Here is a 13502-nt window from a genome sequence, read left to right on the forward strand (position 1 = left end):
CTGGTGACATCGCCATGCTGCTGCACATCCCTGGATTGTTCGCGAAAGACGAGGTGCAGCGCATTCGCGAGGCTCTGGAGCAGGCCGATTGGGCTGATGGCAAGATCACCGCTGGTTTCCAGTCGGCCAAGGCCAAGCACAATTTACAGTTGCCTGAAGGCCATCCGCTAGCCAAGGAAATCGGTGCGGCGATGCTTGAGCGGCTGTGGAAAAATCCGCTGTTCATGTCCGCCGCGTTGCCGCACAAAGTCTTCCCGCCGTTAGTGAACTGTTACACGGCCGGCGGCAGTTTCGATTTCCACATCGACAATGCGGTGCGCCAGCCCAAGGGCAGCATCGAGCGGGTGCGCACCGATCTGTCGGCGACGCTGTTTTTCAGCGAGCCTGAGGATTACGACGGCGGCGAGCTGGAAATCCAGGACACCTACGGCACTCGGCAAGTGAAACTGCCGGCCGGTGATATGGTTTTGTATCCCGGCACCAGCCTGCATAAAGTCAACGCAGTTACTCGTGGCGCGCGCTACGCCTCATTCTTCTGGACGCAGAGCCTGGTACGCGAAGACAGCCAGCGTGCGTTGCTGTTCGAGATGGACGGCGCGATCCAGCAACTGACGCAAGACCTGCCTGATCATCCTTCGCTGATCCGCCTCACCGGCACTTATCACAACCTGCTGCGTCGCTGGGTCGAGGTATGAGTTTTCAACTACGCCGCGAGGAAGTCCTCGACGGCGCGCAACTCAGCGCGATGCTCGAAGAAAGCCCGGCTCGCGCGGCGCAGGCGATTCTGCTCGCCGCGGGTGAAGGCGTTGTCGAAGCGCAAGCGTTGCTCGGACAGATTCTGCTGGATGGCCAAGGCATTGCGCAGGATCAGGCGCTGGCGCTGCGCTGGTTTGGCATCGCGGCGGGGCGTGGGCATCTGATGGCGCGCAACATGCTTGGTCGCTGCCATGAACACGGTTGGGGCGTAGCGGCGAATGCGTCAATTGCCGCGCAGCAATACCGCATTGCAGCTGATGCTGGGCTGGATTGGGCGATGTACAACCTGGCCAATCTGCTGGCGACCGGGCGGGGTGTCGCAGTGGATCATCTGCAGGCGCTGGCGTTGTATCGGCGTGCGGCTGAATTGGGCCATGCGAAATCGATGAATCTGCTGGGGCGGTATCTGGAAGAAGGGCAGGTGTGCCCGGCGGATCTTACGGCGGCGCGTGATTGGTATCGGCGTTCGGCTGTGGGTGGGGATTTTCGTGGGCAGTTCAGTTTCGCGGCGGTGTTGGCGGATGAAGGGCGGATTGATGAGGCGGTCGATTGGCTTGAGAAAGCTTTGGCCGGCGGTAATCTGAATTTTCTGCGGTTGGCGAGTCAGGCGCTGCTAGGTGCGACAGATCCCAGGATTCAGGGGATGGCTGCTCGGTTCGTGCGTCGATGCACAGACTTGCAGCGCGTCTGAATTCGCAAAGCCCTCACCCTAGCCCTCTCCCGGAGGTAGAGGGGACCGATTGGGGGATGCTTGAGAGGTGCGCCGACCTGAAAGTGCTTTGCCGAATCCATAATCGACGCGGTATTTCCGGTCGGTGAATGACGCTTTACACCTCGGTCGGCTCCCTCTCCTTTGGGAGAGGACTGGGGTGAGGGGCCTCGGTTTCAAGTACCCCGCAAAACTTCAAGCCGAACGCACAGACACAAAAAAGCCCATGACACGTCATGGGCTTTTTGCATTACGGCTTAAGCGCTTACACGTAAAACGACTTCAACGGCGGAAAGCCATTGAACTCGACTGCGCTGTAACTGGTGGTGTAGGCACCGGTCGACAACCAGTACAACCGATCACCGATCGCCAGGTTCAGCGGCAAACCGTACTTGTAGTTCTCGTACATGATGTCAGCGCTGTCGCAGGTCGGGCCGGCGATAACGACTTCTTCCATCTCGCCTTTCTTTTCGGTCCAGATCGGGAACTTGATCGCTTCGTCCATGGTTTCGATCAGGCCGGAGAACTTGCCCACATCGGTATACACCCAACGCTCGACCGCCGTGCGCGACTTGCGTGCGACCAATACCACTTCGCTGACCAGAATACCGGCGTTGGCGATCAGCGAACGGCCCGGTTCCAGAATGATTTCCGGCAGGTCATCGCCGAAGTCTTCCTTCAGGAAGCGGATGATTTCTTCGGCGTAGGTTTCCAGGCTGTTGGTGCGGGTGATGTAGTTGGCCGGGAAGCCGCCGCCCATGTTGATCAGCTTGAGGTGGATGCCGTCTTCTTCTTTCAGACGCTCGAAGATCACTTTGACCTTGGCGATTGCTGCGTCCCAGACGCTGATGTCGCGTTGCTGCGAGCCAACGTGGAAGGAAATGCCGTAAGGCACCAGACCCAGGTCGCGAGCGAGGATCAGCAGATCCATGGCCATGTCGGTCTGGCAGCCGAATTTGCGCGACAGTGGCCAGTCAGCGGTGGTCGAGCCCTCGGTGAGGATTCGCACGTAGACTTTCGAGCCCGGGGCAGCCTTGGCGATGTTGCGCAGGTCGGCTTCGGAGTCGGTGGAGAACAGACGCACGCCCTTCTCGTAGAAGTAGCGGATGTCCTTGGATTTCTTGATGGTGTTGCCGTAGCTGATACGGTCGGCGCTGACGCCGCGATCCATTACCTTGTCCAGCTCGTAGATCGAAGCGATGTCGAAGCTCGAACCTTTCTCTTTGAGCAGGTCGATGATCTCGACGGCCGGGTTGGCCTTGACCGCGTAGTAGACCTTGGCGAATTCGAAACCGGCGCGCAGGTCATCGTAGGCCTGGCTGATCATCGCGGTGTCGATCACCACGAACGGGGTTTCCTGTTTGTCGGCAAACGCCTTCATTTTGTCGAATGTAGCGCGCGCAAAATAGTCTTCGACCTGGATCGACATGCTGGGAACTCCTACTGGCAAACTAAGTTAATCAATGGGTGCAAATGAACGCCCTCCGTATCCCCACTTTGGTTCGCCTACTTCCCAAGGCATGTCGCCGAAAGCAAAAAGGCCATGGGATGTGCAGCTTTCCCTTGGCCTTGCTGTCTCGTCGTCAGTACTTGAGCCGGATGGATCGTTTCCAGCATGGACGTTCGGCGCGAACTTTAGGGCGTGAGGGGCGTGAGATCAACTAAAAATGTCGCGTTTTTGCACGCTTCTGACGTGCGTCGCGTTCATCACTCTTTGTAGCCGACCGAGATGACGGGCAGATGTTCCCCGAGAATTTTCGAGTGTTAAAAATACCTGCACGTTCGCGGATTATGTCGGCTAAGTCGTGGGGAAGTGTGATGGCGGCAACATCGGCGACGTTGGCGGCGAGAGGGCGGGGTGAGGGGGATTTTGGTTGTTTGGAAGGCTACCCAGCGCATGCTGTCTGGTTCTCAGGTGTTGAGATTCTTTTCCGCCTTGTGAATGACTTGGTAACACCCCCGGTTCTGTAGGAGTGAGCCTGCTCGCGATGACTTTTTTTCAGCCGACATCTTCATTGACTGATATTGCGTTATCGCGAGCAGGCTCACTCCTACAGGGTTTTGTGTTTTACCGGTTGATCAGGCGACCACCGCCTCAGCCGGCGAGACGATATTGGTCTTCATCCCACGCGAACGCCCCGAACTCAGATAAGCCGCAATCGACTCCTGCGTGACCTCACCGAGGAACACCCGCTCGGCATCCATCACCGGCAACCATGCGCGATTGAACTCGTACATGCGCGACAGCAGGATGCGCAGATGCTCGTCGTACGCCGCCGTGGCGTTGAACTCGCGCAGATATTGCGCGCAAGTGCCGGTCTGACGATGCAGATCACGACGACGCACATACCCCAGCGCTTTGTTCTCGGCGCAAGTGACCACGACATAACGGCGGTCATGTTCGTCCATCAATTCCAGCGCATCGGCCACCGGCGTTTCCGGGCTCACCGACGGCGCGTTGTCCGCCGCGTCTTCCGCCTTCACCAGCAACAGACGCTTGAGCGTGCTGTCCTGGCCGACGAAGTTGCTGACAAAATCGTCCGCCGGGTGCGCCAACAGCGTGTCCGGATGATCGATCTGCAGCAGTTTGCCGGCGCGGAAAATTGCAATCTTGTCGCCGAGTTTGATCGCTTCGTCGATGTCGTGGCTGACCATGATCACGGTCTTGTTCAGCGCGCGCTGCATCTCGAAGAATTCGTTCTGGATCATCTCGCGGTTGATCGGGTCAACCGCACCGAACGGCTCGTCCATCAGCAGCAGCGGCGCATCAGCGGCCAGTGCACGGATTACACCGATGCGCTGTTGCTGACCACCGGACAGTTCACGCGGGTAGCGATGCAGATACTGCTTGGGCTCCAGCTTGATCATGCTCATCAATTCGCGGGCGCGGTCGTGGCATTTCTGTTTGTCCCAGCCGAGCAGTTTCGGCACGACGACGATGTTCTCTTCGATGGTCATGTTGGGGAACAGACCGATCTGCTGGATCACGTAACCGATGTTGCGACGCAGGGTCACTTCGTCGAGATCGGTAGTGTCTTCGCCGTTGATGAGGATCTTGCCCGAGGTCGGTTTGATCAGGCGGTTGATCATCTTCAGCGTGGTGCTTTTGCCGCAACCCGATGGCCCGAGGAACACACAGATTTCGCCTTCATTGACGGTCAGGCTTACCGAGTCCACGGCTTTGACGTCTTTGCCGTTGCTTTGGAAAGTTTTGCTGAGGTTTTGAAGTTCGATCATTTGAGCAGTCCTTTTGGAGTCAGCGTACGTTGCAGCCACTGCAGGAGAAGGTCGGCGAAGATCGCCAGAAGACTGACCAGCAGTGCGCCGACGATCAGCATCGACATGTCACTGCGGCTGATGGAAGCGAGGATCAACACACCGAGGCCGCCGGCGCCGATGGTTGCGGCAATGGTCATCACGCCGATGTTCATTACCACGGCGGTGCGCACGCCAGCGAGGATCACCGGCACGGCGATCGGCAGTTCGACCATGCGCAGGCGCTGGCCGAAGGTCATGCCGATGCCGCGTGCGGCTTCACGGATGCCCGGTTCGACGCCAGTGAGGGCGAGGTAGGTGTTGCGCATGATCGGCAGCAGTGAATACAGGAACACGGCGGTGATCGCCGGCATCGGGCCGAGGCCCTGGCCGAACTTGGAGTAGAACGGCAGCAGCAGACCGAACAGGGCAATCGACGGCACGGTCAGCAGCACCGTGGCGCTGGCCTGCAAAGGCCCGGCGAGCGTCGGAAAACGCGTCATCAGGATGCCCAGCGGCACGCCGATGAGGATCGCCAACGTCACGGCGATGCCGACGAGGGTGATGTGCTGCCAGGTCAGGTGCATCACCTGCTGCCAGTCGAGGTGGGAAAAGGCGTTCAGAAATTCCATGACTTTTCCTCCTTAATCAAGTGGGTGCTGGCGCAGGAAATCGGCGGCCACTTTCGATGGGCTTTCGTGATCGACGTCGACCCGCGCGTTGAGCTGGCGCATGGTTTCGTCATCGAACAGTTCGGCCAGTGGCTTGAGTTGCTCGGCCAGTTTCGGATTGGCGTCCAGCGTTGCCTGACGCACCACCGGCGCGGCGGTGTAGTCGGGGAAATAGTGCTTGTCGTCTTCCAGCAACTTCAGGCCGAAGGCGTTGAGGCGACCGTCGGTGGTGTAGACCAGACCGGCAAACACCTGACCGTTGCGCAACGCGGTGTAGACCAGGCCCGCGTCCATCTGGCGGATGTTCTTGCGGGTCAGGTTCATGCCGTAGAGATCGACCATGCCGATCAGGCCGTCGGAGCGGTTGGCGAACTCGGTGTCCAAAGCCACCAGATGATTGGTCTTGGCTTCGGCGCGCAGCACTTCGTTCAACTGGCTGATGTTGTTGATCTGCGGATATTCCTCGGCGACCTTTTTAGGGAGGGCGAGGGCGTAGGTGTTGCTGAATTTCGACGGCGTCAGCCAGACCAGGCCTTTTTTCGCGTCGAGTTCTTTCACTCGGGCGTAGGACTGGGCGCTGTCGAGTTTCTCGGTGACATGGTTGTAGGCCACCAGCGACACGCCGGTGTATTCCCAGAGCATGTCCAGCTGTCCGCTTTCGTGGGCGCTGCGGGCGAGGTTGCTGCCCAGACCGCCGGTGATCTGCGCGTCGTAGCCTTTGCTGCGCAGGTATTGCGCGGTGATTTCGGCGAGCAGGGTCTGCTCGGTGAAGACCCGGGCGCCGAGGCGGATCAACGGTTTTTCAGCGGCTTGCGCGATTCCCGCGAACAGCAATACGCAGCCTAAGATCAAGCTAAGTCGTTTCATAAATATTCCTTCGCAAAAGCCTTAAGACGGGCGCAAACCGCGTTCCAGCCAGAGACGGCTGGCGAGGGTGACCACGCCATCGAGCAGCAAGGCCAGCAGCGCGGTGCACGCGGCGCCGAGCAGCAGTTGCGGCTGATTGTTCAGGGCGATGCCAGGGAAGATCAGGCTGCCAAGGCTGTTGGCACCGATCAGGAAGGCCAGCGGCGCGGTGCCGACGTTGATTGCCAAAGCCACGCGCACACCACCGACAATGATCGGCACGGCGTTGGGCAGCTCGACTTTCCACAGCACCTGGCGCGGGGTCATGCCGATGCCGACGGCTGCTTCTTTCAGCGAGCCCTGGACATTTTTCAGGCCTTCGTAGGTGTTGCGCACAATCGGCAACAAGGAGGCGAGGAACAAAGCGAAGATCGCCGGGCCACTGCCGATGCCGAGGATGCCCAGGGCAATCGCGAGCACGGCCAGCGGAGGCACGGTGTTACCGATATTGAAGATCTGCATGAAGCGTTCGGCGCGTCCGACCATGGTCGGGCGACTGAGGAAGATGCCGGCGGGGATGCCCACGACAAGGGCGGCCAGCATTGAAGCGAGGACGAGAATCAGATGAGCTTGCAGGTAAAACAACAAATCGTCGCGGTAGTGTTCGATCGTGTTGATGCCGATCCAGTGGACCAGCAGGGCCAGGAGCGCGATCACCACCGCACCTCCCATCAGCCCTTTGCCATAGCGGATAGCCACAGGCGGACTCCTTTTTTTGTAGTCGGCGAGCGCAGTCCCGTGTGGCAAGCCAAGCCTTGGCTGCCGGGAGCGTCGTTCGCGAAAAGTAGCCGTTTTTCAGTCCCGGCAAAGCGGTCTGAAAGCGAGCCATGAGCGCAGCCTCGTCAGGCTAACTTGCTGATTTTTCAGCCCCTGACGAAAATTCGTAACAGGGGATGGACGTCTCCGTGCTTTAAAAGGTTCCCATCTGCGGCAGCATTTGGCCACCCTTAATGTGCTCAACGGTTCGGTTATTGCATCGAGTTGGGCTATAATCACGGCCCTTTTTTGAATCACCGCCAGGCGATTTCCCATGACCAACCAGGCCGCCGAAGTCGCGAAACGCCGCACTTTCGCCATTATTTCCCACCCCGATGCCGGTAAAACCACGATCACCGAAAAGCTCCTGTTGATGGGCAAGGCGATTGCAGTGGCCGGTACGGTGAAATCCCGTAAATCCGATCGCCATGCGACATCCGACTGGATGGAGATGGAGAAACAGCGGGGTATTTCCATTACCACGTCGGTCATGCAGTTCCCGTATCGCGAACACATGATCAACCTGCTCGACACCCCGGGCCACGAAGACTTCTCCGAAGATACCTATCGCACTCTGACGGCGGTGGACTCGGCATTGATGGTTCTCGACGGCGGTAAAGGTGTCGAACCACGGACCATTGCGCTGATGGACGTCTGCCGTCTGCGTGACACGCCGATCGTCAGCTTCATCAACAAACTCGACCGTGACATCCGCGACCCGATCGAACTGCTCGACGAAATCGAAGCCGTTCTGAAGATCAAAGCCGCGCCGATCACCTGGCCGATCGGTTGCTACCGCGACTTCAAGGGCGTGTACCACCTGGCCGACGACTACATCATCGTCTACACCGCCGGTCACGGTCACGAACGCACCGAAACCAAGATCATCGAGAAGCTCGATTCGGACGAGGCGCGCGCGCACCTGGGCGACGAGTACGACCGTTTCATCGAACAGTTGGAACTGGTTCAGGGCGCCTGCCACGAATTCAACCAGCAGGAATTCCTCGACGGTCAGTTGACTCCGGTGTTCTTCGGTACTGCATTGGGCAACTTCGGTGTTGACCACGTACTCGACGCCGTTGTCGATTGGGCGCCGCGTCCATTGGCCCGTGTGGCCAACGAACGTACGGTCGAGCCGGTCGAGGAGAAGTTCTCGGGCTTCATCTTCAAGATCCAGGCGAACATGGACCCGAAGCACCGCGACCGTATCGCCTTCATGCGTATCTGCTCGGGCAAGTACGAGAAAGGCATGAAGATGCGCCACGTGCGTACCGGCAAGGACGTGCGCATCGGCGACGCCCTGACGTTCTTCTCCTCCGAGCGTGAACAGCTTGAAGAAGCCTTTGCCGGCGACATCATCGGTCTGCACAACCACGGCACCATCCAGATCGGCGACACCTTCAGTGAAGGTGAAACCCTGGGCTTTACCGGCATCCCGCACTTTGCCCCGGAACTGTTCCGTCGTGTGCGTCTGCGTGATCCGCTGAAGTCCAAGCAGTTGCGTCAGGGGCTGCAGCAGTTGGCCGAAGAGGGCGCAACACAGGTGTTCTTCCCGGAGCGCAGCAACGACATCATTCTTGGCGCTGTGGGTGTGCTGCAGTTCGATGTGGTCGCCAGCCGTTTGAAAGAGGAATACAAGGTTGAGTGCTCGTATGAGCCGATCACTGTGTATTCCGCGCGCTGGATTGAGTGCGCCGACAAGAAGAAGCTTGAGGAATTTTCCAACAAGGCTGTGGAAAACCTGGCGGTCGATGGCGGTGGTCACCTGACTTACCTGGCGCCGACGCGGGTTAACCTGGCGTTGATGGAAGAGCGTTGGCCGGATGTGAAATTCCGTGCGACGCGTGAGCATCATTAAGCGTTGAGCTTTGTTGTTCGAGAGCCCCCAGGGTTTTGGCCTTGGGGGCTTTTTTCTGGGTGTATATCCGTTTTTTTGGTTGCTGCGGCTGGCGGTTTCGCCCTTACGGCGAGTCACCTTTTCCAAACGCCGAAAAGGTAACCCAAAAGGCTTGCTCCTACGTGCGGCCCGCTCGCTGGGGCTCGGGGTTCCTTCGCTCCGGGATCAATCCCTCCACTCAGCCTTCCGACGTCGCCCGTGGATCAAGATCAAAAGCTGCAGCCGAGCTAACGCTCATCCTGTTGAGTGGTGAGGAGCACAGCTTGGTCGGCTTTGGATTTGTGGTGGATTTGCCCCTCATCGGAACGCCGCCCGCCCAGCCCTCTCCCCAAGGAGAGGGAGCCGATTTGTGAGCCTTTCAGATCCTTGGTTCGACTCGGTATTTCACTTCGGCGTAGCTCTCCCAAACACCTCGGTCAGTCCCCTCTCCCTCTGGGAGAGGGCTAGGGTGAGGGGCTTTTGATCTGTTGCAGAATCTGAGGGGCGACTCGGTATTTCACGTCGGCGTAGCTCTCCCAAACACCTCGGTCAGTCCCCTCTCCCTTTGGGAGAGGGTTAGGGTGAGGGGCTTTTGATCTTCGGCACGGTTTTATCGTGCGCAATGGCTGTAGGCCGTCTCCGTTTTTTGTGATCTCGATGTTCTCGAGCGCGACAACCAGCCTGCTGGCCGTTAGTGTTCCAGCTCCACCCAAGTCGCTCTGAGAGGTCAATGGAATGACGAGTCGTCTGACTCACCTGCTGCGCCTCGGCGGCTATTTCGGCGTGATGGCCTGGGTGCTCGCGGCGTTGCTGTTCATCAATCGCCTGAGCAGCATGGTCAAGCTGTTCATGGCGTTGTACCTGCGCCAGGAGCTGGGGCTGGCGATCGAGACTGTCGGCTGGTTGCTGTCGGCGTACGGCGCGGGTTTGCTGGTCGGTTCGATGCTCGGTGGCTGGCTCAGTGATCATGTGCGCACCGCGCGGCTGACGGCAGCGTTGTTTTTCATTTCGGTGTGGGTGCTGATTCTGCTGGGGCTGGTGATGCAGGTGCCGTTGCTGGCGGCTTTGCTGTTGCTCAGCGGGACCATTGATGGCGCCATTCGCACCCTGCACCAGCGCCTGATCATGGAATATTGCGAGGTGGCGCAGCGTTCGCGTGCGCAGGCCTTGAGCCGGGTGGCGCGTAATCTCGGCATGGCCGCCGCCGGGGTCGCGGGCGGGGTGTTGGCGCAGACCGATTTTCGCTGGGTGTTTTTCGGTAGTGCAGCGATGACGTTGTTGGCCTTGCTGTGGTTTGTCCGGACGACATGGCGTCGGCCGGTGCTGATCAATGCCGAGCTTTCTACGACCGGCGCGGTTGGAGCGGGTGTGCCATACCGCGACAAACCCTTCCTCTGGTTGCTGGCAGCGACGGCCGTGCTCGGCATCGCGTTCGACACTGTCTACAGCACGCTGGGCAACTATCTGCGTGATTACTACCACTTGAGCACCGAGGCGATCGGCTGGCAGTTCGGGCTCAATGCGCTGTTGGTGATCGCGCTGCAGATCCCGCTGTCGCACTGGGGCGAGCGCTGGGGCTCGCGACGACAAATGGTGGCGGGCAGTTTGCTGCTGGCCTGCGGGCTGGGCATGTTGCCGTTCGGTTCCGGGTTGGCGTTCGTCTGCCTGTCAACGGTGATCTGGACGCTGGGCGAGGCGCTGTTCATGCCGCCGCTGAATGTATTGGCCATGCAGTTTGCCCAGCGTGGCAAAAGTGGGCAGTACTTCGGGTTGTTCTTCATGAGCTGGAGTGCCAGCGCGCTGCTGTCGCCGGTGCTCAGTGGTCAGCTGTACGGCAACTTCGGCGGTCACAGCGTGTGGCTGGCCAGTGCAACCCTGCTGCTGATATCGATCCCGTTGACGTGGCAAGCCACCCGCGCGCTTAGCTGATCCGGTTATTGAGCTTATTCGAAAGCAATCTGTCCGCCGACGGCATTTCTGCGCGCCCGTTAGCGTCCTAACTGGTGAGTCCGACTGATCGGAACTAGATTTCACACAGCGCCAGTCCGGCACGAATGTCTCACCTGAAAATGGATGGAGTCGGCTATGAAAAGCAGGTTGCTACGGGTTTTATTGCTGTTGAAAGTGATGGTCATGCTGTCCCTCGGCACCGCAACGGCCTGGGCCGAGTGCGAGGATCACGATTCTCAGGCCTTCAATGGTCAGGTTGGGCACAGCGGACTGATGTTGGCCAAGTCCGAGTCCGAGCCGGGCGATCAGGGGCAGGGTGGCAGCGCCGATGATGACGACTCGACCACCGACGAGCCGGACACCGACGATCCGGATGACGAGGGCGATAGCCAGACGTAAATCGCCGGCAAAAGAAAACCCCTTCTGACTCGACTGATGCGCAATCGAGGTGGAAGGGGTTTGCTCAATACCTAACGCTATTTGAAATACGATCCCTGTAGGAGTGAGCCTGCTCGCGATAGCGGTGGATCAGTCGATGAGGATGTTGACTGAAATTACGCCATCGCGAGCAGGCTCACTCCTACAGTTTCTTTGTAGCTTCCGGATTTGTTTACGCCGCGCCGTCGAGGAACTGCTCGGCGTAGTGACAAGCCACCTGCCGGTTGTCCAGCGGACGCAACAACGGCTCTTCAGTGCTGCAACGCTCGGTCGCATACGGGCAGCGCTTGTGGAACGCGCAGCCCGGTGGCGGATTGAGCGGGTTAGGCAGTTCGCCGACGATCTTGATTTTCGGCTTGTTCGGGTCCGGGTGAATGGTCGGGGTCGCCGAGAGCAGCGCCTGGGTGTACGGGTGCAGCGGGCGTTCGTAGATGTCGTTCTTCGGGCCCATTTCCACCGGGCGACCGAGGTACATCACCATCACGTCATCGGCCACGTGCTGCACCACTGCGAGGTTGTGCGAGATGAACACGTAGGCGGTGTTGAACTCCTGCTGCAGATCCATGAACAGGTTGAGCACCTGCGCCTGAATCGACACGTCGAGCGCCGAGGTCGGTTCGTCTGCCACCAGCACTTTCGGCTGCAACATCATCGCCCGGGCGAGCGCGATACGCTGACGCTGACCACCGGAGAACATGTGCGGATAACGCTGATAGTGCTCAGGACGCAAGCCGACCTGCTTCATCATCGCCTGGACTTTTTCGCGACGTTCGGCGGCGGAAAGGTTGGTGTTGATCAGCAGTGGTTCGCCGAGTTGGTCACCGACTTTCTGCCGTGGGTTCAACGATGCGTACGGGCTTTGGAAGACCATCTGCACGTCTTTGCGCAGTTGCTTGCGCTGGGCCTTGTCGGCGCCGGCGACTTCCTGGCCGGCGATTTTCAACGAGCCGGAGGACGGATCTTCAATCAGCGTCAACGCGCGGGCCAGAGTGGATTTGCCGCAGCCCGATTCACCGACGACGGCGAGGGTCTTGCCGGCTTCCAGTTCGAACGACACGCCATTGAGTGCGCGCACGGTCGCGTGGCCCTTGAACAGGCCACGGGAGACTTCATAGTGACGGGTGAGGTCGCGGGCGGTAAGTACGACGGCCATTACGCCACCTCCTGGTTCAACGGGTAGAAGCAGCGGGCGAGGCTGTGGGCTTTCGGATCAAGGCCTGGACGCTGCGCGCGGCAGCTGTCCTGCACGTACGGGCAGCGCGGTGACAGCAGGCAACCTTGCGGACGGTCGTAACGACCCGGGACGATGCCCGGCAGGGTGGCCAGACGTGTAGCGCCGAGGCTGTGCTCGGGAATCGCCTTGAGCAGCGCTTCGCTGTACGGGTGCGCCGGGATGTCGAACAGTTGCGGCACCTGACCGACTTCAACGGCTTGGCCGGCGTACATCACACAGACGCGCTGAGCGGTTTCCGCCACGACCGCGAGGTCGTGAGTGATCAGCACCAGGCCCATGTTCTGTTCTTTCTGCAACGCCAGCAGCAGATCCATGATCTGTGCCTGAATCGTCACGTCGAGTGCCGTGGTCGGTTCGTCGGCGATCAGCAGTTTCGGCTCGCCGGCAATTGCCATGGCGATCGCAACGCGTTGGCTCATACCGCCGGACAGTTGATGCGGGTAGGCGTCCATACGGCTGGCAGCACCGGGGATTTCGACTTTTTCCAGCAGTTCGATCGCACGTTTGCGCGCTTGCTTGCCGGACATTTTCAGGTGCAGACGCAGCACTTCTTCGATCTGGAAACCGACGGTGTAGCTCGGGTTCAGCGCGGTCATCGGATCCTGAAAGACCATCGACAAGTCTTTGCCGACGATCTGCCGACGCTGACGATTGCTCAGCTTGAGCATGTCTTTGCCGTCGAAGCTGAGCGAGTCAGCGGTGACGATGCCGGGATGCTCGATCAGGCCCATCAGCGCCATCATGGTCACGGATTTACCCGAACCCGACTCGCCAACGATGGCCAGTACTTCGCCTTTGTCGACTTTGAGGTCGAGGCCGTCGACCACCGGGGTCGCGTTTTTGTCGCCGAAGCGAACGTTGAGATTCTTGATTTCTAGCAGTGACATGGGTTTTTAGTGAGGCGGTGTTCTTGAGTTTGGGTTCTATCGCATCGCGAAGGGAGTGGTAAAT

The 13502-nt window shown here is 59.3% G+C and carries 12 protein-coding genes; 5 read left to right on the forward strand and 7 right to left on the reverse strand.

Annotated elements, in window-relative coordinates:
- Window positions 1-14: 14 nt before the first annotated feature.
- On the forward strand, window positions 15-695 hold the full coding sequence (locus tag ACIPIZ_RS21500) for a Fe2+-dependent dioxygenase (RefSeq protein ID WP_064387900.1): 681 nt from the start codon (window positions 15-17) through the stop codon (window positions 693-695).
- The gene (locus ACIPIZ_RS21505) at window positions 692-1447 is read left to right on the forward strand and encodes a tetratricopeptide repeat protein (protein ID WP_105705429.1); all 756 of its coding nucleotides are present in this window, start codon (window positions 692-694) and stop codon (window positions 1445-1447) included. Before ACIPIZ_RS21500 ends, ACIPIZ_RS21505 begins: the two co-directional genes overlap by 4 nt.
- Window positions 1448-1730: 283 nt before the next feature.
- Here the strand turns inward: ACIPIZ_RS21505 and ACIPIZ_RS21510 are convergent, their stop codons facing one another.
- The 5 genes from ACIPIZ_RS21510 to ACIPIZ_RS21530 form a co-directional block, all read right to left on the reverse strand.
- A complete protein-coding gene (locus ACIPIZ_RS21510) occupies window positions 1731-2894 on the reverse strand; it encodes a type III PLP-dependent enzyme (protein ID WP_016986476.1) in 1164 nt (387 codons plus the stop codon).
- A gap of 650 nt (window positions 2895-3544) precedes the next feature.
- Window positions 3545-4702, reverse strand: a complete 1158-nt coding sequence (locus ACIPIZ_RS21515; protein ID WP_105705433.1) for a betaine/proline/choline family ABC transporter ATP-binding protein — start codon at window positions 4700-4702, stop codon at window positions 3545-3547.
- A complete protein-coding gene (locus ACIPIZ_RS21520) occupies window positions 4699-5352 on the reverse strand; it encodes an ABC transporter permease (RefSeq protein ID WP_041066877.1) in 654 nt (217 codons plus the stop codon). The genes ACIPIZ_RS21515 and ACIPIZ_RS21520 overlap by 4 nt, the downstream gene beginning before the upstream one ends.
- 12 nt (window positions 5353-5364) lie before the next feature.
- A complete protein-coding gene (locus tag ACIPIZ_RS21525; RefSeq protein WP_401167293.1) occupies window positions 5365-6258 on the reverse strand; it encodes a glycine betaine ABC transporter substrate-binding protein in 894 nt (297 codons plus the stop codon).
- A gap of 21 nt (window positions 6259-6279) precedes the next feature.
- Window positions 6280-6969 (reverse strand): ABC transporter permease, encoded by a 690-nt coding sequence (locus ACIPIZ_RS21530; protein WP_172667905.1) that lies wholly within the window; start codon window positions 6967-6969, stop codon window positions 6280-6282.
- Window positions 6970-7327: 358 nt separating this feature from the next.
- On the opposite strand from ACIPIZ_RS21530, the gene ACIPIZ_RS21535 reads away from it, so the two are divergent.
- The 3 genes from ACIPIZ_RS21535 to ACIPIZ_RS21545 all read left to right on the forward strand — a co-directional run bounded on the left by ACIPIZ_RS21535 (window position 7328) and on the right by ACIPIZ_RS21545 (window position 11278).
- Window positions 7328-8911 carry a peptide chain release factor 3 gene (locus tag ACIPIZ_RS21535; RefSeq protein WP_064387905.1) on the forward strand — a complete coding sequence of 528 codons (1584 nt, stop codon included), beginning with the start codon at window positions 7328-7330 and terminating at the stop codon, window positions 8909-8911.
- A gap of 753 nt (window positions 8912-9664) precedes the next feature.
- Window positions 9665-10858, forward strand: a complete 1194-nt coding sequence (locus ACIPIZ_RS21540; protein WP_401167295.1) for an MFS transporter — start codon at window positions 9665-9667, stop codon at window positions 10856-10858.
- Between the two features lie 156 nt (window positions 10859-11014).
- Window positions 11015-11278 (forward strand): hypothetical protein, encoded by a 264-nt coding sequence (locus ACIPIZ_RS21545; protein ID WP_064387907.1) that lies wholly within the window; start codon window positions 11015-11017, stop codon window positions 11276-11278.
- A gap of 211 nt (window positions 11279-11489) precedes the next feature.
- Here the strand turns inward: ACIPIZ_RS21545 and ACIPIZ_RS21550 are convergent, their stop codons facing one another.
- Together ACIPIZ_RS21550 and ACIPIZ_RS21555 are read right to left on the reverse strand one after the other, a co-directional pair.
- Window positions 11490-12470 (reverse strand): peptide ABC transporter ATP-binding protein, encoded by a 981-nt coding sequence (locus tag ACIPIZ_RS21550; protein WP_064387908.1) that lies wholly within the window; start codon window positions 12468-12470, stop codon window positions 11490-11492.
- Window positions 12470-13438: an ABC transporter ATP-binding protein gene (locus ACIPIZ_RS21555; protein ID WP_105705439.1), complete on the reverse strand. Its 969-nt coding sequence runs from the start codon at window positions 13436-13438 to the stop codon at window positions 12470-12472. The genes ACIPIZ_RS21550 and ACIPIZ_RS21555 overlap by 1 nt, the downstream gene beginning before the upstream one ends.
- Window positions 13439-13502 lie beyond the last annotated feature (64 nt).

Origin of the sequence: Pseudomonas sp. NPDC087690, assembly GCF_044743175.1 — a bacterium.
GTDB lineage: Bacteria > Pseudomonadota > Gammaproteobacteria > Pseudomonadales > Pseudomonadaceae > Aquipseudomonas.